Here is a 22871-nt window from a genome sequence, read left to right on the forward strand (position 1 = left end):
GGCTCAAATTTATATTAATATAGTTAAATGTAGTTACAAAAAGGAGGCAATAAGAATGAGTAAAAAGACTTTTTATATTACAACACCAATTTATTATCCATCAGCTAATCTGCATATAGGAAATACATATACAACTGTAGCTGCAGATGCGATAGCAAGATTTAAGAGATTAACAGGATATGAGGTTATGTTCTTAACAGGAACTGATGAACATGGACAGAAGATTCAGAGAATAGCCGAAGATAAAGGAGTAACACCAAAGGAATATGTTGATGGCATTGTAGCAGGAATTAAGGAATTATGGACTATGATGAATATTAGTTATGATAAGTTTATCAGAACTACTGATGATTATCATATTAAAGCTGTTCAAGATATATTTAAGAAGTTATATGATAAAGGAGATATATATAAAGATTCATATGAAGGATGGTACTGTACACCATGTGAATCCTTTTGGACAGAGACACAGCTTGCAGATGGCAATTGCCCGGATTGTGGAAGACCAGTTGAAAAAGCAAAGGAAGAAGCATATTTCTTCAAAATGAGCAAGTACGCTGATAAACTAATAGAACATATAGAAAATAATCCAGAGTTCATTCAACCTGAGTCAAGAAAGAATGAGATGTTAAATAATTTCTTAAGACCAGGATTACAAGATCTATGTGTATCAAGAACCAGCTTTAATTGGGGTATTCCTGTAACTTTTGATGAAAAGCATGTAATATATGTATGGATAGATGCTCTTTCAAATTATATTACTGCTTTAGGATATGGTAGTGAAAATACTGAATTTTATCAGAAGTATTGGCCAGCAGATGTTCACTTAATTGGAAAAGATATTTTAAGATTCCATACAATTTATTGGCCAATTATGCTTATGGCATTAGATCTTCCACTTCCAAAACAGGTATTTGGTCATGGATGGTTATTAGTTGACGGCGGAAAGATGTCAAAGTCAAAGGGAAATGTGGTGGATCCAGTAACTCTTGTGAATAATTTTGGAGTTGATGCAGTAAGATATTACCTATTGAGAGAAATACCATTTGGTGCAGACGGATTATTTAATAATGAAATATTTATAAAGAAGATTAATTCAGACTTAGCTAATGATTTAGGAAACCTTTTATCAAGAACAGTTACAATGATAGAGAAATACTTTGAGGGGGAAATTCCTGCTCCTATAACTAAGGATGTCTTAGATGATGAACTTATAAACCTAGCTCTTACTGCTCCGAAGAAGGTTGAAGATGCTATAAATGCCTTAAAGATTCCTGAAGCTCTTGAGGTGATTTGGGAACTTATAGGAAGAGCAAATAAGTACATTGATGAAACAACTCCATGGATACTTGCTAAGGATGATAGCAATAAAGAAAGACTTGGAACAGTTCTCTATAATTTAATCGAAAGCTTAAGATTTATTTCTGTTATGATTTATGCATTTTTACCAACAACTAGTGAGAAAATCAATGAACAAATAAATACAGAGACTACAGCTTGGAATAGCTTATCTTCTTTTGATGGAACTAGCGCAGGAACAAAGGTAAACAAGGGAACTGTTATATTTCCAAGAATAGATGTAGAAGCTAAACTAGCTGAACTTGAAGCTTTAAGAGAAGCACAAATAAAGACAATGCAAAAATCTCAGATTAAACCTATCAAGGAAGAAATAACTATAGATGATTTTGAAAAGATAGATTTAAGAGTAGTTAAGGTACTAAGTTGTGAACCTGTAAAGGGAGCAAAGAAGCTTTTAAAGCTGAAGGTAGACTTAGGTGGAGAAGAGAGACAGGTTATTTCAGGTATAGCTAAATACTACAAGCCAGAAGAACTTATAGGAAAAAATGTTGTGCTTGTAGCAAATCTTAAACCTGTAAAATTAAGAGGAGAGTTATCTCAAGGAATGATACTTGCTGCAGCAACAGATGATGATTCTGAACTTTTTGTAGTAAATCCAGGTGAGCTGCCAACAGGAAATATAGTACGATAATTCATTTATCGATACACGTTTTTTAAAATTAAAACTCGTCCTTGAAAGAGGATGGGTTCTATTCTTTTTTAGAGAATAAAGAAGGTATACTTTTGTTTTCAATTAAACTTTAAAAGGCAAAATACCTTGAAAGTACATATAAGGGGGACCGTTACTTTCAAGGTATTTTATAATATTAAAAGGGTAAATAATTAAGTGCTTAGCTACTTTATATCTTTAATATATATTAGTTTTATGTCAGTTTTATGTCAAAAAAATGAAGATTCTATTAATAATTTTAATTTTCACTTTCTATACCTTCTATATCGAGTATAGTTATAGTTTTTCTGTCATAGTCTATAAGTCCATCATCTTTCATTTTTATAAGTTCTCTAGAAAGAGAAGGACGTTGAACACCAAGTTTTTCTGCCCATTCTTTTTTTGACATGTTTAAATCTATTATATTTTCACCTGTTTCTTTGTATTTTGCCGTGATAAAGTGACATATCATTTGACGAAGAGATCTCATACTAACTTGTTTTAACTTTGAGCTTAAAACCATTGCTTTATTTGAAAGAATTCTTAGCATTTGTCTCATAAATATATGATCAGTCTCACATAGGGTATATACATAGTCTTTTGAAATATGGAGCACAAAAGATGAGGATTTACATACTACTGACATAGGATAAAAATGTCTATCTCCAAATAGAAGATTTTCACCGAAAACATTACCTTCTTCTAGAGTAGATACTATGAGTATATTTCCATTAGAATCAAATTTTTGAATTTCTACTGTTCCTGAAATAATGACACTTAAATATTGACAAGGTTCTTCTTCTATAAAAATTACGTCATTAGAGCTATATTTTTTTAAGTAAGTACACTTGTTGTTTATAATAGATTTTAAGTTTTCTTCTGTAAAATGGGTAAAGAGTCTACACTTACTAAGAGTCCCAATTATCATTAATATATCTTGCATATTACCACCAACCATTCAGAGTTAAGTAAGCAAATTTATTTCTAAACAAACTTTACAAGTATTTTAGAAGTTGGTTACCTTTATCTAAAACTTTAAGTTTATTTTATACTTGCTTACTATATACTAAATTTTAAGTATTATAATTAATATTATGATTATATTGATTGAAATTGCAAGTGGGGAATTTTATAATAACTTTAGATTATATATATCAAATAATATCAATAGCAAACTCCCCTAAAGGGATGGTGGTTTTACACCTTAATTTTATAAAATAGGATTATGTTTATGTGTAAATTTAATTTTATAAATAGAAAGGAAGAGGTTCTATGAAGTATATATTTGGCATTGTCATTGGAGCTATCATAGGGTATATAACTAACTGGATTGCAATAAAAATGTTATTTAGACCTTATACTGAAAAGAAAATTTGGGGCTTAAGAGTACCCTTCACACCAGGGTTGATACCTAAGGAGAGAAGTAGAATAGCTCAGAGTGTAGGGGAGACAGTAGGTACTCATTTATTATCAACAGATACTGTAATAAGAGCTCTTGAAAGTGAAAAGATTGAAAATCATATTAAGAAATTAATAGATAATAAAATTAAAGAGCTTTCGAGTTCAAATGATAGTATAAGGACAAAGTTTGAAAAGAATTTTGGATTGTACTTCCAGGAATTTAAACTGAAATTAGAGATGAAGATTTCATCTTACCTAATAGCTAAACTAAAAGAAGATAGGCTTATTAATAAGGTTTTAGAAATTATAGTAGAAAAGGTTAAAATAAGCTTAAAGGAAAAGCCAGAAAAGCTTATAGAATTTTTAAAGAAAGATGAAATGAGAGAAAAGATTTTTAAAAATCTTCAACTTTTAGGAGAACAGCAAAATATAAAAGAAGCTGTTGTTAGTTTCATTTTAGAAGGATTAAAAGAGATTGAGGATAGTCCTAAGCTTGTTAAGGACTTAGTGCCTGAAGAAACCTTCGGAGCAATAAATGTATACATATTTAACGAGAGAGAAGCAATAACAAATAAAATAGTTGATATACTTAGAGAAGATGTAGTAGCAGAAAAAATAAAACAATCAATAAGTACAAATATACTATCCTCAATGACTCCACTAGTTTCAATGTTTTTAAGTGTAGATTCACTTTATGAGAAATTTTTAGCTGCAATAGATGGATACTTAAGAGAAGATGAAAATAAAATTGCTATTGCTTCAGTGGTTGGAAAGGCACTAGCTGAATTTGGGAATAAAGAACTTAAAGATGTATTTTCTAAGATTCCTCAAAATTCTAAAGAACAGATTGCAAAATATTGTGGAGATTTAATTGTTAGTAATACCATTAGTGACAGGTTTTTCAAAAAAAGTGTTGATTGCATAATTTCAAGTTTAGAAAATTTTAATTTATATGAGGAGCTTTTAAAGGTACTTGATGAAGGTTTTGAGATGAATATTAAGAATTACATTAAAGATACAATTTCTGTAGTAGTAAAAAGTACAGAAGTAGAAAAAAATATATCATTAATGGTTTCTAATGTTTTTGATCAATTATTAGATGTATCAATAAATCAGTTTGTTAATGATGAAAAAGGTACAATTACTAAAAGTATATTTAGCATTGTTAAAAATACTTATAAGAATTTTATAGAAAATGAAGCAGTGAATGTGATTAAATTAATAAACATTCCAAGAATAGTTGAGGAGCAGATAAATAGCTTTGAGGTAGACTATGTGGAAAGGATTATTCTTGACATTGCAGATAAAGAATTAAAGGCTATTACATGGCTTGGGGCACTACTAGGAGGAATCATAGGAATTTTATCACCAGTTCTAGGTAGTTTATAAGAATAACCGAGAATAGTTTTGATTAGTTATATTTACTATAATTTCAATTTCATAAAGTAAAATCTAGATAAAACTGAGCAGACTCGATGTCTGGTCAGCTTTATTTTAGGGTTATTGTAAAATATCTTAAATGTATTAAGAATGCTGTGCTTAAAATCATAAAGAATAGTGGTATATATGTATGTGAAATGTGTAATTTTATGTTAATAACGGACGAATTAACGGAATTATCTGAATATTAAATTTGACAGTTTGGAATTATTATGTAATAATTTATATATTCAAGGATGTCAGAGGTGACTATAAAGATGAACCAAAAACTAAAGATTTTTGATACTCATGCTCACTATGATGATGAGGCATTTAATGAGGATCGAGAAAGAGTAATTGAACAGATACAGAATAATGGAGTTATAGGAGTACTTAATTGTGGCGCTTCTATAGAAGGAGCAGAAAATTCAGTAAAGCTCTCAAGTGAATATGATATCTTTTATGCTGCAGTAGGCATTCATCCAGAACATGCTGACACTGTAGATGAGAATACATTACATAGATTAAGAGAATTAGCACAAAATCCTAAAGTAAAGGCTATAGGTGAAATTGGTTTAGATTATTATTGGAAGGAGAATCCTCCTAGAGAAGTTCAAAAAAATGCATTTAGAGCACAAATGAGATTGGCAAAGGAATTCAATCTTCCAGTAGTAATACATGATAGAGAAGCTCATGGTGATACTCTAGAAATATTAAGGGAATTTCCGACTGTTAAGGGTATAATCCATTGTTTTTCTGGAAGTGTAGAATTTGCTCAAGATTGCATAAGACTCGGTTATTATATAGGTTTTACGGGAGTTGTAACCTTTAAGAATTCTAGAAAAATCATGGAGGTCGCTAAAGAAATCCCTCTAGAGAGAATGCTTGTAGAGACGGATTGTCCTTATATGGCACCAACACCGTATAGAGGTAAGAGAAATCAATCAGATTATATAAAATTTATTTTGGAAAAGTTAGCAGAAATTAGGGGAATGGAAGTCGAAGAAATAAACAACCAATTGGTAAAAAACATTAAAGGGTTGCTAAAATTATAATTATAGTATAAAATAGATTTAAACATTTTACTTTATATGGAAAAAAGGAACGATTAACAAAGGAAAATAACATATATTAAAGACAAATATAGTTGGGCTATTTATGTGTAAACCCCCTGTAGCTGGCTGTTCTAGGTAGAATGCTCTGAATAAAGATCTACAATTTATTTGTTAAAATTAACTTTATGCAATGGCGCATTTAAACAGTCAAAAGTAATAGCAGGAGTTGGAAAATTGACAAATTTCGATTCGTTAGTTATAATGCAACATATGCTCTTGCCAAAGGAGGGGAAGAAATGGTAGAAAAAATAAAAGGTAACCTAAAAAAGATTTTTTCGAATAGTCCTAAGGCAAAAATCGTGTTGGGGCTTGTTATAATTGCAGGCTTGTCATTGACAATTTACAACATGAAAAAGACAGTAATAGTTAGTATAGACGGAAAAGAACAGACAGTAATGACATTTAAGAGGACTGTTAAAGGGGCGTTACACGATAATGGAATAGTTTTAGGCCCAAAGGATAAAGTGGAGCCAAATTTGGACAGTAAGGTTTATAACAATGAAAAGATAGTGGTTAAAAAACCTGTTCAAGTTGAGGTTGTTGTAGATGGAAAAAATCTAAAGATAGAGACTGCAGAAAGTAATGTAAGTGATTTATTAGCTGCTGAAGGTATAAAGTATGACGAGGTTGATAAGATATCTCCATCAGTAGATACCCAGGTGACAGCAGAAATGAAAGTCGAAATTACAAGAGTTGAGACTAAGGTAGTAACAGAAAATCAAGATTTAGATTTTGATACAATAGTTAAAAATGATGACAATTTAGACAGTAGTGTTAGTAAGACAATTCAAGAAGGTATACTTGGAGAAAAAGAAGTGACCTACAAAATTCTATATGAAAATGGCAAGGAAGTAGAAAAGAATGTAATCTCAGAAAAGGTCATTAAAGAACCAACAACTAAGATTGTTGCTAAGGGAACAATGAATACAGTGGCTCTTTCAAGAGGTGAAAGTATAGGTTACAAGAAGAAACTATCAATGATTGCTACAGCTTATAGTGGCGATGGAATTACAGCCACTGGAGTAGTTCCGAGGAGACAGCCAGGTGGATTGAGTACCATAGCAGTAGATCCTAGGGTAATTCCTTTGGGAACAAAGGTGTATATTCCAGGGTATGGATATGCAATGGCTCATGATACAGGTGGAGTAATAAAAAACAATAAAATAGATTTATTTATGAATTCTAATAGTGAAGCAATTTCATGGGGTGTAAGAAGAGTAGATGTTTATATTATTGCTTATCCAGGGCAATAATAATCTAAAATGGAGATAACAGTTCTGTTATCTCTATTTTTTTTTTGCTTGGTAATAATATTAATAAGTAGGGTCTTTATATTGAGTATCAAAGATATTTATAGTTGTTAAGTTTGAGATCATACTTTTTATATAATTATGATAAGTTGACATAATTCTCCCCAGTAGGTAAATTTAAATAGGAATTATTTAATTTGAAAGGAAGTTTTTTTGTGATCAAAGAAGTAATCGTTGTAGAGGGTAGGGATGACATTGCTGCAGTTAAAAGAGCAGTAGAAGCAGAAGTAATAGCAGTAGGTGGTTTTGGAATAAATAAACAAGTAATAGATAGAATAAAGGAAGCACAAAGGAGACAAGGTGTAATAGTACTAACGGATCCTGATTTTGCAGGAGAAAAGATAAGAAGGATCATTTCTAAAAGGGTACCAGATGTAAAGCATGCTTTTATAGCTAGAGAAGATGGCACTAAAGATGGAGATGTTGGTGTAGAGAATGCATCACCAGAAATAATTCTTAAGGCTCTTGAAAGTGCAAAAGCTGAAGAAAAAGTTAAGAGGGAAGAATTCACTACTCAAGATATGGTGTTTTTTAAACTAATAGGTGATCAAAAAGCTAAGGAAAGGAGACAACTTTTAGGTAAACAGCTAGGAATAGGCTATGGTAATGGTAATCAGTTTCTTTCTAGATTAAATAATTATGGAATAACTAAAGAAGAGTTTGTTGAAGCTATAAAAAAGTTAGAAAATATTATTAGTACAGGAGAATAATAAATGGATATAAAAGATATAAAAACTCAAGAACTTGTAAAAAAATACAACTTTAAATTTTCAAAAAGTTTAGGACAAAACTTTTTAGTAGATGGTTCTGTCTTAGAAGATATAGTTGAAGGAGCAGACGTATGTGAGGATGACTTAGTTATAGAGATAGGTCCTGGTGTTGGAACATTAACTGCTCAAATTTTGAAAAAAGCTAAAAGAGTGGTTGCAGTAGAGCTTGATACGGACCTTATACCTATACTTGAAAATGAACTTGGAGATAATCCTAAGTTTTCTTTAATACATAAAGATGCTCTAAAGGTTGATTTTAATGAAATCATAGGAGATGAAGAAAGTGTTAAACTTGTTGCTAATCTTCCTTACTATGTAACGACACCAATAATAGCAAAACTATTAAATGAAGGATATAAATTTAAGTCCTTAACCATAATGATACAAAAAGAAGTTGCTGAACGAATAAATTCAGAACCAAATTGTAAGGAATATGGTGCTTTATCTATACTTGTTCAATATTATTGTGATACAAGAATTGTAAGAAGAGTACCACCTTCATGTTTTATTCCAAGACCTAAAGTTGATTCTATTGTAATAAGATTAGATAAACTTGAAAAACCTAGAGTTGATGTAAAAGATAAAAAATTATTCTTTGATGTGGTAAGAAACTCCTTTAACATGAGAAGAAAAACCCTTTGGAATGCAACAAAAGGTTTCAACCTTTCAAAGGAGGATTTGGAGAAAGCTTTTGAAAATAGTGATATAGACCAGAAGAGAAGAGGAGAAACTTTAAGTCTTCAAGAATTTGCAAATCTTGCTAATGCCATTTATGATCAAATACATAAATAAAATAATTGATTACATTAGAGGGAATTCAAAAAATTTGAGTTCCCTTTATTTGTTGCCATTTCATAAAGTGAAATCTAGCTAAAACTGAGCAGACGTGATGTCTGGTCAGTTTTACTTTTTAAAAACTTTTATGAATTATATTTTTCTATAAATTTAACTGTTATTAGTGAATTTTTCATTAGTATTAATTAAAAGGTACTAAAAATGAATTTGTAATATAACATTAAAACTATCATATAATATAAAGAATAAATGTATGTGGAGGGACTGTTAAGTTGTCACACGGAAAATTATATAGGAGCTTCATAATATTACAAGAGGATGAGCGAGGATATTCAGTTTCAGGAGATAAACCTCTATCAGGATATGCTAAGATTGAGGCGAAGAATGACAAATGTAAAATATCTTTCTATGCACAAAATCTTAGAAAAGATGGGGATAAGTGCTGTAGGGTTTTAATATGCTCAAGGAAAGATAAAAAGCAGCTTATTAAATTAGGACCGGTGAATATTAGTGAACAAGGTAAGGCAGAAGCAACTAGTGAGTTTACTGTAGATAACATAGGCGGAACAGGCATTCATTATGAAAAGATATCAGGTGCAGCTTTATGTAAAGAGAAAGCTGGTAAGATCATTTTTTTAATGGTGGGATTTATGAATGGAGAAATGCCTTCTGATGATTGGAAGAACTATAATATGATAACAGTAAAAACGAGTTCAGAAGAAGAATTTAAAGTAATTGAAGAAAAGATTCAGGAAAAGATTGAAGTTAAAAAAGAAGAAATAAAAGTTGAAAAAGAGGATATTAAAGAAAAATGTCCAGAAGAAAAGATCGAATTTGAAATTAAAGAAGATATGAAAGAATATATGAAAGAAGATATGAAAGAGGATTATTCAATGGAAGAATATATGCAGGAAGAATATATGCAGGAAGAACGACATCGCAATAATGACAATAATCAAGATTATAATGAACATAATTATGATTATAAGCATGAGGAGATAGTTAAGAGTGAAATAGAAGAAGAATTAAAAGATAAAAAAGATTATAAAAATCATTATGAAGAAGAGGCGAAGAATATAAAAGCATTAGAAGAAGAAAGTAAATTTGATAATTACGAAAGACATATAGAAGATACAAAGAGAGAAGATACAAAGAGAGAAGATACAAAGAGAGAAGAAACAGATTGGGAAGATAATTTTACGATAAGGGGTAGTGTAGGAGAGTTTTTCCTAAGTGTAGTAGGTGATTTTGAAGAGGCAAGAGGTCATAAAGACATAAAATACTGTAAGTGGTATAAGGTTCCAGTTGAGAGCTTAGATGTAATGTGTAACATATCAAATTATAATAAATATACAGTGGTTTATTATCCAATGATAAATTACTATCCATACATTAAGAAACATGGACATTTTATGATAGGTTTTAAATGTGATGCAGCTGGAAAGATGAAGTATTTAGTCTATGCAATTGCTGGTACAAAGGATAAATCAAATCAACCTTATGGTGGAAAATCTGGCTTTGTAACTTGGATGCCATATCCAGATAGGGGTACGAATATAGGTTATTGGCTTATGTTCTATGATTTTAAGAATTCTATGGTCGTTGTACCAATGAAGTAGTTCAGGATAAGCAATTTTGGTTCTAAGTTAGATTATGAACTTGTTTAATCGTAAATTACACATTATGAAGGTGTCGTATCAGTGCACGTTAAGGTGGTGTTGAACGGCTCCTTTTTATATTTTGCATAGTTGTACAATATTATAATCATAAAAGTTCAGTACATATAGTATATTTTATCATGAAGGGTATATATTTAGGAGGGAATAAGGTGAATCAATTTATTAATAAGAAGCAGCTCGGGGTAACTTTGATACTTATAGGTTTAATGATGGTACTTTTTTTAGCCCAAAAAGGTTTCAATGATAGATTAAAACTTGTCATGCTTATGGATAGTAATATAACAAACTTAAAAGAGTATAGTATAGGCACGGAAGGATATTCTTATAGCTTGCCAGCAGAATGGACAACTAATCAAAAGAGTTATCCAGGTAGTTATATTGTTTATCATAACTCTTTTAGAAGCGAGAGCATGGGAATTATAGGATATGTTGAAGTTATGAATTCAAAGGATGGGTTAGAACATATAACGATTAGTGATGGTAATAAATTACCACAAAATAAGGTGAAAGAATATAAATCATTAAAAACTAAAATAAACGATAAGGAAGGATATAGGATATCTTACAAATTAAACTTAGATGAAGGTAAGCTTGTATACGATAACGTTTATTACATTAAAGTAGATGAGGAAAAGTACTTCAAGTTATTATTTAGCGTTGGAGAGGAGAAGTATAAAGAAAACCTTTTAGCAGTATTTGATGCCATAGTTGAGACTTGTAAGGTCAATAAATAAAGTTGAGCAGGCATCGAGCCTATTTAACTTGAGTCAGATTTCACTTCGTGAAATGATGGCAAATAAAGCTGAGAGGACATCGAGTCTAATCAGTTTTAACCAGGTTTCACTTTGTAAAATTGCAGGAAATAAGATTTGATTTAATATTCTAATAGTATTATAATTTATCTTAGAGTTACGGGAGAAGCATGTGCTTCTCCTATTTTTAAGGTGGTGAAAGTATGAGACCAGTACTTTTTGAGATTCTTGAGATCAAGGTTTATGGTTATGGATTTATGATAGCTTTAGGAATTCTCTCTGCCATCACTCTGTTAAATTATAGAGCTAAAAATAAAAACTATAATGAAGATTACATTTTTAATATGGCAATATTTGCTGTGGTTTTAGGAATTATAGGTGGTAAGATTCTATATATAATTATAGATTTAAAAAATTTAGCAAAAGATCCGATGAGTATACTTACAGACTTTGGATTAGGGTTTGTTATTTATGGTTCCATTATAGGTGGTATTTTAGCAATTTATATATATTGCAGAATAATGAAATGGAATGTACTTGATATAGTTGATTTAACAATACCTAGTCTTCCTTTAGCGCAAGGTTTTGGTAGAATAGGCTGTTTTCTAGCAGGTTGTTGTTATGGAGTTCCAACAAGGCTTCCCATTGGAATTACTTTTCCTGATAACTGTTTAGCCCCATCAGCGGTATCACTATATCCTACTCAATTAGTTTCAGCACTTTTTGATTTTTTGCTTGCTGCTTTTTTGTTATGGTTTGATAGTAGAAATAAAAAAGCAGGTAGGGTATTTGGGGCATATCTTATTATCTACAGTATAGGAAGATTTGCTATAGAATTTTTCAGGTACGATCCAAGGGGGAGTGTAGGAATTTTATCTACGTCACAATTTATTGCTATTTTTACATTAATATTGGGATTAGTATTTTTTTATATTAACAATATAAAGGGGAGATTAGTAAAGGGTGAAAAATAAGCAAACACCAATTTTGATTAGTTTAGTTATATTAATTTGTTTGTTTTTAACAAGCTGTAGTACTTTTGAAAACTTTCAAGTAAACATGGGGTGGAAAAACAAGGATTTTGATTATATAAAGAATAATAAAGTAGGTAAGATTGTTATTCAAAGTACTAGGGATACAGGTTTTCGTTTTGTTGTAACAGATCATAGAACCATAAGTGAACTATATTCATTACTTTCATCAGCGAAGGATGTAAGTAAAAAGTCAGGTCTTCAGGCCGATTATATATTTGAACTCCATATTGGAAAAGAAATAAAAAAGTTTAACTATGTAGTAGGTATATATGACAAGAAGATAGGTAATTTTTATGATGAAAGTAATATTTATTCTGTGTCAAAGAGGTTAGATAATGATATAATTCAAAATCTTTCTTTTATAAGAAAACCAAGAGAGTTTGAGAATGTATATTATCCATCTATATTACAAACATTGAAAGAAAATAAGGATACTCTTTTAGAGAGTGGCAAGGTTGGAATAGATTTATCAGGTGATGTAGATTGTGCAAAGTACATATTTTCTACTGATCTTGAAGATTTTAAGAGGGACTTAAAAGAAATATTACCCGATGCAGAAATTGTAAATCGTAATAAGGAAGATTTTCGTGTAATTGTATCTGTGAAGAATCAGGGATATAAGACAAAAACTTTTAAAACTATTGTTTCAATTGATAATAAAGATGATAAAAGTCAGACTAATTATTACGTTAATTGTACGTATGATAGTGATTGGCAGATAGAAATAAGTACAAGTAAGCCGAATTCTTGGTAATAATAGGAGGTAAATAAAGTGGGAAATTGTTCAACTTGCACAAGTAAGGATAAGTGTTCTAGTAAAGGTGAATCAAATATTTGTATAAAAATAATGCCTAAGTATGGTAATGTTAAAAATATCATAGGTGTTATAAGTGGCAAAGGCGGAGTAGGTAAATCTACTGTAACTGGGATAATGGCTACTCAATTAAGAAAAAAAGGATATAAGGTTGGAGTACTTGATGCTGATATAACAGGTCCTTCAATGCCAAGATTCTTTGGTATAAATAAAAAGAGAGCAGAGATGATGCCAATAGATGATAAAAACAACTTTAAATTTGTTCCAGTAGAAACAGCTATGGGAATAAAAGTTATGTCCATGAATCTTTTAACAGCATCAGAGGATCAACCAGTTATATGGAGAGGACCTGTTATAACAGGTGTATTAAATCAAATGTACACTGATACTGAATGGGGAGATTTAGATTATCTTCTTATTGATATGCCTCCGGGAACAGGAGACATAGCACTTACAGTTATGGAGAACTTTCCAATTTCAGAACTAGTTATAGTTTCAACACCGCAAGATATGGTTTCAATGATAGTTAAGAAGGTTGTAGTAATGGCTCAGAAGGTTGGAGTAGCTATTAAGGGTGTTGTTGAAAATATGGCATATATAGAATGCGACGGCTGTGAAAAGAAGCTGAAGGTGTTTTCTAAGAAATCTTCAGAGGAACATGCAGAATATCTTGGTTTACCTTTGATCTGTGAAATGCCAATAAGTTTGGATTTAACAGAAGCTTTAGAAGAAGGTAGAGCAGAAAGTTTTGTAGCTGATAGTCCACTATATGATTTATTATTTAGTGCATTATATTAATATTAATTAGAGTGAAAGGAGTATAGGAAACTATGCTCCTTTTATAATAAGAATTAGTTAAGTGTTATTTGCATAGAATTAATACAGATAATAAGTACAGTATATAATCATTTTAAAATAAGAATTCTTATTTTTTACATAATTTATGGTTAAAAAGAAATAATACTATTGTCGTTAATTCTATTTAAAGGAGTGAAATATATGAAAGCTCATGTTGATCAGGATACTTGTATAGGATGTGGTTTATGTCCATCTATTTGTCCAGAAGTTTTTCAAATGAATGATGATGGAAAAGCAGAAGAAATCGTAGATGAAGTACCAACTACTGCTGAGGATTCAGCAAAAGAAGCTGCAGATGGTTGTCCTGTTAATGCTATTTCAACATCATAATAATAAAGAAGTAAAAAGCAGCAAAATCGCTGCTTTTTTCTATGATATTCGTTAGATAAGTTATAAAAATTAATGAATAAATTAATTCTCAGCTTAAGATATTTTTGGTGTATATTGCTAAATACAAACTAATTGTACAACTAATTCTAAAAGAAATCACTCAACTTATTATTTGTTAGTCTATCATGTAAGAATGTATCAGAATTAATAGAACTAGTTGTAGAAATAGGGATATCCACTACATCACCTACTTTTACATTATTAGGTAAACGGGAGGTTGAAATATCCATTGTTGTTCCATCTTCAAAAGAAATAAATACATCTGTTTGATTTAAATCTAGTACTTTACCTTTCATCATGTCACCTCATCTTAATAAAGTTACTATTAGTATTTTCTACCTGTGGAAAAGTTTTATTCATTGTTGTATTAAGTTGTTCTTATTTGTCTTAGTTATCTTTACTATAGATGCAATCTATTTCAAGTTATAATTATACATATGTAATATAAGTACTTATAAAGTAAAAAGCAGTTACAATAGGTAACTGCTTCAAGGATAAGTATTCCGAGTTTGGATTTTTATAGCTATTTGAATGAAGGTTCTATATTTTTATCTATTATGTGCCAGATGGTGTTACCTTTTGCCAAGGAAAGCTTATTACCTTGTTCATCAATAATTTCTGTAGGGGATTCTGCACTTTTTTTATTCCATTTTATTTTTTTTACTTTACCTTTTGAGAAGATATATCCATCTCCACTTCCTACAAGAGTAATATCTAAGTGCAGTTTATCTTCTTGGAGCTTCACAGGTGTTTTTTGTACAACTATATTTGTAAAAGCAAGTGGAGTGTTGTTATTAGCATCAAAAGATTCTTTTCCATCCATATTTTTTATATATTTATTATTTTTATAAATATAAGAAGTAGTATAACTAATATTTAATTTTAAAGAAACTTCATTAGCAGTTTGGAGAGGTGGGTTGTCCCAGAATTTATCATCAAAACGTAAGAATGACGCTCCGTTTGATTGTAAATTCTTATCTAATATAAATTTTCTTATCTTATCAGAAGATGTATAAAGGTTATGTGGAGCTTTTCTTTTGGTATCTCTCCAAAAGTAAGAACTATTTACTATTTCATTTATACTTTTTATAGAAGTATTGTCTTTTATGGAGTTTAATGCTTCATTGCTTCCACCACAGTGTGCAAAAGGCAGAGAATACTCTTGTGCTATGGAGATAAAATAGGGGCGTATACTTCTAATAGGACCGATCTTTTGAGGACTATTTTTTTGAAAAAGGGCAAAAAATCTGGGGATTCCACCTTCTGCCATGGTTTCATAAACTAAGTCTGCTTCACTAAGTCCACTTTGAGGACGTGCTGAGGATGAATTTTCTATTATAGCCATAAAAGGCAGATTGGTCATCTCTTCTTTAGATAATTGTTCTCCTGTATAAAGTGACGAATTAACCTGAGATTGCTCATTTTGAATATTATTAGTGACATTAAGAGTGGGAAGTTCTTCTTTCTTAGTTGTAGTATCTTCTTTTGGTTTAATAGGTATGCCGCAACTAATTAATGTTAAACAGCAAACAATAAAAAGGAATACTAATTTTTTTTTCAAAAAACTTACCTCCTATAAAATTTAATTTATATATCTTTATAATAATTTTACTAAATTTCTATACAGTAAATATATACAAAAATAATTATTAATATTATAAAAATTCTTTTAAGTAAATGACAATTAGATTTGTTCCCAATTGTTGTAAATTTTCCCAATGTCAATATCAAAAATGATATAAAAAAGCTAAGAAAATGAAGTATGAAAGACTTAAAGTAAAATAGTATACAAAAAGAGTTCAAATTAAAATTGCCTATAAAATATTAGTGAAGTATAATATGTCAGTACAATATATAGTGCAATGGGGGGAATAGATATGCTAGATGTTGTGAAACGCGATGGTAGAGAGGTTTCGTTTAATGCCGTTAAGATAAGTATGGCTATTAAGGGTGCCGCAGAGGAGATTGGTAAAAGTTTAAAAGAAAGTCAAGTTATTGACACTATGCAAAAGGTGATTAATTATATAGAAATGTCAGGCAAGGATAAAGTTACCGTAGAAGAAATACAAAATCTTGTTGAGAAGGCGCTTAATGATAATGGTTTTAAGGATATAGCTAGTGCATATTCTCATTATAGACACGAAAGAACGAGAGTTAGAGAGATTAAATCTGACCTTATGAAAGCTATAGGGAAAATAGGTATTGAGACAGATCGGGATAATGCTAATGTAGGAAATAACTTCTCCTCAAAACTACTTAGAATAGCTTCAGAGTCAAATAAGTGGCATAATCTAGCTTCTATGCCTAAGCATTTAGCAAAAGCTCATGAGAATGGTGATGTTTATTATCATGATTTAGATAGTTACAATTTGACAACAAATTGTTTGCATATACCAACAAAAGAGATACTAGAGAATGGGTTTAATACAGGTTACGGAACTATAAATAATCCAAAGAGAATAGAAACAGCGGCAGAACTTTCATGTATACTACTTCAATCAACTCAAAATGATATGTTCGGTGGACAATCACATCCAGACTTCGATAATGATATGTCTATATTTGTAGACCCAACAAGAGAAGAAATAAGAAAAGAGCTTGTTGAATATGGAATTGATGGAGAAAAGTTAAATCAGCTTGTTGAAAAGAAGCTTAAGGAGAGAGTACATCAAGCTATGCAGGGTGTGGTATATAACCTAAATACTATGCATTCACGTGCTGGATCTCAAGTTCCATTTTCTTCTGTTAATTTAGGCATACCATATAGCAAAGATGCAGCGCTTGTTTGTGAAGTATTCTTACTGGAATACGAAAGGGGTCTTGGAAAGGGAGAACAACCAATATTCCCGAATATAATCTTCAGAGTTAAGCAAGGAGTAAATAGGGAGCCAGGAGATCCATATTTCTATTTATTTGAGCTTGCATGTAGGGTTGCAGCTAAGAGAATGAATCCAACTTTCATGAATATAGATGCAGATTTTAATAAGGAATATTATGATATGGGATACATGCCAGCTACAATGGGGTGTAGAACCTATTTGATGAATAATATAAATGGAGATCACGGATGCAAGGGTAGAGGGAATATTGCACCAACTACAATCAATCTACCAAGGATAGGTATACTTGCAAAAGGTAATGTAGATAAATTCTTTGATATATTACAAAATAGATTAGAACTTGCAAAACAATCATTAATGCATAGATACTCAGTTCTTAAGAACTTAAGAGTTAAGGATCTTCCATTTGTTGCAGGTCAGGGACTTATGAAAGGTTCAGAGGGATTACGTCCAGATGATTCTATAGAACCAATCTTAATACAAGGAACTTGGGTTGTAGGATTTATAGGACTTGCCGAAACTCTTCTAGCTTTAACTGGAAAGCATCATGGAGAAGATGAAGCTTCAAGAGAGCTTGGAATTAGAATAGTTTCTTATATTAGAGATTATACTGATAGACTTAAGGAAGAAACGCACCTTAACTGGAGTTGCTATGCAACACCAGCAGAAGGGTTAAGTGGTAAGTTTATAAAACAAGATAAGAAGATATTTGGAATTATTAAGGGCGTCACAGATAAAGAATATTATACAAATAGCTATCATGTTCCAGTTGGTTATCATATATCAATTAAAGATAAAATTGATATTGAGGCACCATATCATAAGTTATGTAATGGTGGTCATATAAGCTACCTTGAAGTAGATGGAACGCCAGATACTGAAGCAGTAATGAATATTCTTAATTATGCATATAAAAATACTAATATAAGTTACCTAGGAATTAACTTCCACATTAGATATTGTAAGAATTGCGGAACTTATTTAAATAACGGTGAAAGCAAATGCACAAGTTGTGGAAGTCACGATATTCAAGGAGTTTCAAGAGTAACTGGATACTTAAGTTTAGATGAAAGATTCGGTCCAGGAAAGTATCAAGAAAGAAAAGATAGAACAACTCATACTGAGGAACATAAGCATAGTTATTACGTAGAAAAATAATAACTTAGAAAAGATTGCGGCTATTTGGTCGCAATTTTTTTGTGCTTAATTTTTACAAAGTAAACTAAGCTTAGATGAATATAATATAGAATTAATTGTATAAATATTAGAGAAAAGAGCAAGAATCAAAATGGTTAATATATAATTATTTATTTCAAGTATAAGGAGATATAAAGATGAACATCATTTCTAATATATTAGATAATTTATTAAGTTTCTTTTTTACTATTTCAGGTGACTGGGGAATAGCTATTACTTTCTTAACTGTATTTATAAGAGTTATTCTTTTACCATTATCAATAAAACAAAAAGTTAACATTGAAAAGAATCAAGACCTATATAAAAGTATGGAAGAAATAAGAAAAATATATAAAAATAATAAAGGGAAGTTAGAGACTGAAATGCAAAAACTTTATAAACAAAACATTAAGGGGATGTTAGTGAACTCTGTAGGTTTGCTGCAGATACCTATAGTCCTTGCTTTATACAATGTTATTCTTAAGATGCCTGTACAAGAAAGTACGTTAATTATTCCGTGGGTTACAAGTATAAAGATGATAGACAGCTATCTAATTGTTCCAGTAATATATACACTCATAATATTAAGTCCTTACTTATTATCGTACATACCATTCTTCAAGACTAGTTTTCAAGCCAAGGTTTCAAAAGCAAATCTTATATTTACTAGTATATTCAGCATATTAATAACTTTTAAAACCCCTATAGCAGTGGGAATATATTTTATAACAACAGGTTTTTTTTCTTTGGTTGAAGAAGTTGTATTTAGGTTATATTTAAAAAAATAAAAGTTTCAATTCTTAAATTAAAAAGGAGTAGTGTGAACTGCTCCTTCTTAGTTTCTATATCATTTATATTGAAACATTTAAAGTCAGGGTATACTGATTATAAAAAATAAGATAAGAAAGTATTTTTCTTTTTATGGTAAAATACAAATATACAATAAGAGAAAAAGGTGATTACATGAATAACGATAAGCTAATAAGATTATCAGGAATATTGCACGAAAGCCTTGTCAATGGACCAGGTATAAGAAGGGTCTTCTTTTCACAGGGATGTAAGCATAATTGCCCTCAGTGCTTTAATCCTGAAACCCACAGTTTTGAGGGGGGAGAGTTAAGAAGCATGGATGTACTTATAGAAGATGTTAAGAAAAATTCAATGATAAGTGGAATAACCTTTAGTGGAGGAGACCCCCTAGAGCAAGCAGAAGAATTTGCATATATGGCAAAAAAATTTAAAGACATAGGACTTAATATATGGTGTTATACAGGATATACCTTTGAATACATAATAAATCACTTAAATGAGAAAAGAGAATGGAAGAACCTAATAGAAAATATTGATATTTTGGTTGATGGTCGCTTTGAAATGGATAAAAAGGATGAAACATTAAAGTTTAGAGGATCTTCTAATCAACGAATTATAGATGTTAAAAAGAGTTTAGAAGTAGGAAAAGTAGTAACACTCTCTTATTAAAGATAAACAACTTCAATCTTTAAATAATTCCTGTTAAATAAAATTTAATAGGCATCGATCCTATTAAATTTGAACCAGATTTCACCTTGTGAAATGGCAGCATAATAGCCTCGACATGCAATGCTTTTTCAGGAATTATAAGTTTAGTTATGAAGTTGTGTATCTATAATTTAATATGTAAAAAAAGCCTGCCACAAAAGAGGCAGGCTTTTTTTACTCCATTTAATTGATACTAATTGATACTAATTCACAAAGTGAGATTAGACTAAAATCCAACTGTTTGGTAGCTGTTGAATTTTATTTCATAAAAAACCTAGCTAAAACTTAGAGGACATTACCCTAAAAATTTAAATAATGCACTAAGGAACGAATCTCTTGCTTCGATAAAGGGAATATGGCCACAATTTTGAAAAATTACTAGAGAACTATCTTTAATTTGATCATTAAGTTTATATCCATTATCTAAGGTTGCTATCTTATCATTAACACCCCACAGGATTAAGGTTTTAGATTTAACATTAATGGCATGTTCTTTTCCCATTTCACTACAGTAGATTTTGCTAATTGCTGAAAGAGTTTCTTTAGAAATTTTTCTATTATAATACAAGTTTTTTTCAAAGAAATCAAAATCTATATAGTCTTTATTAAAAAAGCATTGGCTATAAAATATAAGCTGTCCAAGATAGTTCACGGAAGCTTCCTTTAGGAGAAGTGGAGAAATATTTGCAAAAAAACTAGGAGGTATACCAAGATATTGTTTACAAGAAAATTCTACTATATCAACTAATACTAGTTTCTGTACTTTTTCGGGAAAAAGCGTACTAATGCTTAAAGCGACTTCTCCACCAGCTGAATGACCAAGTACGTAATACTTATCATACCCCAGACGTTTCATAAATTTATTACATAAATTTGCTATATTCTCATCTGAATAATCAAGATTCGGTGATTTATCAGAAAGCCCGAATCCTATCAAATCAATAGCAATAACTCTGTACTTTTCAGACAAAGAGGGAAGTATTTCACTAAAAATTTCAGAGGAAGTTTGATAGCCGTGAATTAGAAGTAAAGGAGGAAGAAGTTCATTTCCTGTAGCTCTGTAATGAATATTTGTATTATTAATGGCAATTTGGTTTTCGGGTTCATCATTATATGAAAGTTCTACTCTCTTTGTAACAACGATATTAATTATTAAAATTAACACAACAAAAGTTGCAAGAATACCTAGTATAGTCTTAAGAAATTTTTTCATAAATTTTACTCCTTATAACACGATACAATTAATTAATGCCCCAATGTCTTATGAATTATTTAATTATAGTAAAAAATATATATTTTTTTATAAGCTAGTATAATAATAGTTTTATAATAATTAGAAGTTTTTACTTCATTATGGTATATTATTGTTAAATAATAATAATTATAAATTATAATTATTACGTTTAACAGAAAAAATAAAGGTATATAAAATAGAGGAGTGAGTTTATGAATATAGGATTTAAAAAATTTGCTTGTACTGGTGGAGATATAGCAATAACCTGTCTTTTTGAAGATAGGCTGCAAACACCAAATAATGAAGTGAATTCAATAGTTCAATATTTTAATAATAAGGGATCATTCAAGGGGGCCAATGGAGAGATAGCAAGTTTTTTTAGGACAATAAATGGGATAACTCAAGATTTTATTGTTGTAGGATTAGGTAAAGAGGCCGAAGTTGACAGTGAAAAAATAAGAAGAGCATTAGGTAAAGCAGTAAAGAAAGCAATAGAACTAAAAAGTAAAAAAATTTTTGTAAGAATTATACCAACTGAAGTACTTACATTAAAGGAAATAGTAAAGGCTATGGTAGAAGGTATGGGGCTTGCTGCGTACAAGTTTGATAAATATAAATCAGATAATAAGAGTGAGGCAGTATTAGAGTTTTCACTAGGAAGTCCTGATATAGATGATTTAAGGGCTAAGGAAGTTGATGAAATAATAGAAGAAGCAAAGGATTTAGTTGAAGCAACTGAGCTAGCAAGAAATCTTGTAAATGAGCCAGCTAATGTTATTTATCCAGAAACCTTAGCTCAAGAGGCTGTTAAAGCTGGGAATGAAGGTGGATTTGAGGTTGAGGTTTTTGATAAGAGTAAGATAGAAGACCTTAAAATGAATGCATTTCTTTGTGTAGCGAGAGGATCAAATAATGAGCCAAGGTTTATAATAATGAGATACTTTGGAGATCAATCAAATAAAGAGAAGGTTTTAGGCTTTGTTGGTAAAGGAGTAACTTATGATTCTGGTGGATATTCATTAAAACCCAATGAAAGTATGGTGACAATGAAATCAGATATGGGTGGAGCTGCTGCAGTTATAGGTGCCATGAGTGCTATTGCTAAAAGAAAACTTAAAATAAATATTATAGCAGTTGTTGCTGCTTGTGAAAATTTAATATCAGGAAATGCATATAAACCAGGAGATGTAATAAGCTCAATGGCAGGTAAAAGTATAGAAATATTAAATACTGATGCAGAGGGAAGACTTACTTTAATTGATGCTGTTCACTATATCATTGAAAAGGAAAAGGTATCAGAGGTTATAGATGTAGCGACATTAACTGGAGCTGCTCTTGTAGCTCTTGGTACAACAACTACTGCAGTAGTAACAAATAATCAAGAATTTTATAAGGAGCTTGAAGATGCATCTAAGATTTCAGGAGAAAAGATATGGCAACTACCAACTTTCCCAGATTATAAAAAAATGTTAAAATCACATATTGCTGATCTTAAGAATGTAGGTGGAAGACATGCAGGAACAATAACAGCAGGTCTTTTTATAGGAGAATTTGTCCAAAACAAACCATGGCTTCATCTTGATATAGCAGGCACTTCGTGGACAGATTCACCAACAGACTACTGCCCTAAGGGTGGAACCGGTGCTGGAGTTAGAACATTTTATGAATTAGCAAAGAATAGATGTTAATAAAATTAGGACTGATATCTATATCTTCAGTTAAATTTTACTTTTTTAAATGGTAGCAAATAAAAGCAAA

General features: G+C 30.6%; 20 protein-coding genes. 16 read left to right on the forward strand and 4 right to left on the reverse strand.

Annotation, left to right across the window (positions count from 1 at the left end; genetic code table 11):
* Positions 1 to 19: 19 nt before the first annotated feature.
* Positions 20 to 1990, forward strand: a complete 1971-nt coding sequence (gene metG / locus CPJCM30710_RS08480; protein WP_281413967.1) for a methionine--tRNA ligase — start codon at positions 20 to 22, stop codon at positions 1988 to 1990.
* 277 nt (positions 1991 to 2267) lie between these two features.
* On the opposite strand, the gene CPJCM30710_RS08485 is transcribed toward metG, so the two are convergent.
* Complete coding sequence (locus CPJCM30710_RS08485; RefSeq protein ID WP_246503497.1) at positions 2268 to 2951, reverse strand: Crp/Fnr family transcriptional regulator; 684 nt, start codon at positions 2949 to 2951, stop codon at positions 2268 to 2270.
* A gap of 329 nt (positions 2952 to 3280) precedes the next feature.
* Between CPJCM30710_RS08485 and CPJCM30710_RS08490 the strand changes: the two genes are divergently transcribed.
* The 11 genes from CPJCM30710_RS08490 (at position 3281) to CPJCM30710_RS08540 (ending at position 14285) form a co-directional block, all read left to right on the forward strand.
* Positions 3281 to 4798, forward strand: coding sequence for a DUF445 family protein (locus CPJCM30710_RS08490; RefSeq protein ID WP_212903742.1), 1518 nt, complete (start codon positions 3281 to 3283; stop codon positions 4796 to 4798).
* A gap of 308 nt (positions 4799 to 5106) precedes the next feature.
* Entirely contained in the window at positions 5107 to 5883 is a 777-nt protein-coding gene (locus CPJCM30710_RS08495) for a TatD family hydrolase (protein ID WP_212903743.1), read from the forward strand.
* Between the two features lie 296 nt (positions 5884 to 6179).
* Positions 6180 to 7196 carry a ubiquitin-like domain-containing protein gene (locus CPJCM30710_RS08500; RefSeq protein WP_212903744.1) on the forward strand — a complete coding sequence of 339 codons (1017 nt, stop codon included), beginning with the start codon at positions 6180 to 6182 and terminating at the stop codon, positions 7194 to 7196.
* 212 nt (positions 7197 to 7408) lie between these two features.
* A complete protein-coding gene (gene rnmV, locus CPJCM30710_RS08505; protein ID WP_212903745.1) occupies positions 7409 to 7963 on the forward strand; it encodes a ribonuclease M5 in 555 nt (184 codons plus the stop codon).
* A gap of 3 nt (positions 7964 to 7966) precedes the next feature.
* On the forward strand, positions 7967 to 8815 hold the full coding sequence (gene rsmA / locus CPJCM30710_RS08510) for a 16S rRNA (adenine(1518)-N(6)/adenine(1519)-N(6))-dimethyltransferase RsmA (protein ID WP_212903746.1): 849 nt from the start codon (positions 7967 to 7969) through the stop codon (positions 8813 to 8815).
* A 275-nt stretch (positions 8816 to 9090) separates the two neighbouring features.
* Positions 9091 to 10437, forward strand: coding sequence for a DUF7922 domain-containing protein (locus CPJCM30710_RS08515; protein ID WP_212903747.1), 1347 nt, complete (start codon positions 9091 to 9093; stop codon positions 10435 to 10437).
* 209 nt (positions 10438 to 10646) lie between these two features.
* Positions 10647 to 11231 carry a PsbP-related protein gene (locus CPJCM30710_RS08520; RefSeq protein WP_212903748.1) on the forward strand — a complete coding sequence of 195 codons (585 nt, stop codon included), beginning with the start codon at positions 10647 to 10649 and terminating at the stop codon, positions 11229 to 11231.
* Positions 11232 to 11452: 221 nt separating this feature from the next.
* Complete coding sequence (locus tag CPJCM30710_RS08525; RefSeq protein ID WP_212903749.1) at positions 11453 to 12223, forward strand: prolipoprotein diacylglyceryl transferase; 771 nt, start codon at positions 11453 to 11455, stop codon at positions 12221 to 12223.
* Entirely contained in the window at positions 12213 to 13037 is an 825-nt protein-coding gene (locus CPJCM30710_RS08530) for a hypothetical protein (protein ID WP_212903750.1), read from the forward strand. The genes CPJCM30710_RS08525 and CPJCM30710_RS08530 overlap by 11 nt, the downstream gene beginning before the upstream one ends.
* An 18-nt stretch (positions 13038 to 13055) precedes the next feature.
* On the forward strand, positions 13056 to 13895 hold the full coding sequence (locus tag CPJCM30710_RS08535) for an Mrp/NBP35 family ATP-binding protein (protein ID WP_212903751.1): 840 nt from the start codon (positions 13056 to 13058) through the stop codon (positions 13893 to 13895).
* Positions 13896 to 14096: 201 nt separating this feature from the next.
* Positions 14097 to 14285, forward strand: a complete 189-nt coding sequence (locus CPJCM30710_RS08540; protein ID WP_212903752.1) for a ferredoxin — start codon at positions 14097 to 14099, stop codon at positions 14283 to 14285.
* 146 nt (positions 14286 to 14431) lie between these two features.
* Here the strand turns inward: CPJCM30710_RS08540 and CPJCM30710_RS08545 are convergent, their stop codons facing one another.
* Both CPJCM30710_RS08545 and CPJCM30710_RS08550 read right to left on the reverse strand, forming a co-directional pair.
* Complete coding sequence (locus tag CPJCM30710_RS08545; protein ID WP_212903753.1) at positions 14432 to 14641, reverse strand: hypothetical protein; 210 nt, start codon at positions 14639 to 14641, stop codon at positions 14432 to 14434.
* Between the two features lie 227 nt (positions 14642 to 14868).
* Positions 14869 to 15906, reverse strand: coding sequence for a DUF3048 domain-containing protein (locus tag CPJCM30710_RS08550; RefSeq protein WP_212903754.1), 1038 nt, complete (start codon positions 15904 to 15906; stop codon positions 14869 to 14871).
* A 316-nt stretch (positions 15907 to 16222) separates the two neighbouring features.
* Here CPJCM30710_RS08550 and nrdD point away from each other — a divergent pair, with 316 nt between their 5' ends.
* From nrdD to nrdG, 3 genes are all read left to right on the forward strand, one after another.
* Positions 16223 to 18343, forward strand: coding sequence for an anaerobic ribonucleoside-triphosphate reductase (gene nrdD, locus CPJCM30710_RS08555; RefSeq protein ID WP_212903755.1), 2121 nt, complete (start codon positions 16223 to 16225; stop codon positions 18341 to 18343).
* A 176-nt stretch (positions 18344 to 18519) separates the two neighbouring features.
* Positions 18520 to 19149: a YidC/Oxa1 family membrane protein insertase gene (locus CPJCM30710_RS08560; RefSeq protein ID WP_212903756.1), complete on the forward strand. Its 630-nt coding sequence runs from the start codon at positions 18520 to 18522 to the stop codon at positions 19147 to 19149.
* Positions 19150 to 19324: 175 nt separating this feature from the next.
* On the forward strand, positions 19325 to 19840 hold the full coding sequence (gene nrdG, locus CPJCM30710_RS08565; protein ID WP_212903757.1) for an anaerobic ribonucleoside-triphosphate reductase activating protein: 516 nt from the start codon (positions 19325 to 19327) through the stop codon (positions 19838 to 19840).
* Between the two features lie 334 nt (positions 19841 to 20174).
* Here nrdG and CPJCM30710_RS08570 read toward each other — a convergent pair whose 3' ends face one another.
* Positions 20175 to 21092, reverse strand: coding sequence for an alpha/beta fold hydrolase (locus tag CPJCM30710_RS08570; RefSeq protein WP_212903758.1), 918 nt, complete (start codon positions 21090 to 21092; stop codon positions 20175 to 20177).
* 233 nt (positions 21093 to 21325) lie between these two features.
* Here CPJCM30710_RS08570 and CPJCM30710_RS08575 point away from each other — a divergent pair, with 233 nt between their 5' ends.
* Positions 21326 to 22801 (forward strand): leucyl aminopeptidase, encoded by a 1476-nt coding sequence (locus CPJCM30710_RS08575; protein WP_212903759.1) that lies wholly within the window; start codon positions 21326 to 21328, stop codon positions 22799 to 22801.
* The last annotated feature ends 70 nt before the right edge of the window (positions 22802 to 22871 follow it).

This window comes from Clostridium polyendosporum, assembly GCF_018332455.1.
GTDB lineage: Bacteria > Bacillota > Clostridia > Clostridiales > Clostridiaceae > Clostridium_AY > Clostridium_AY polyendosporum.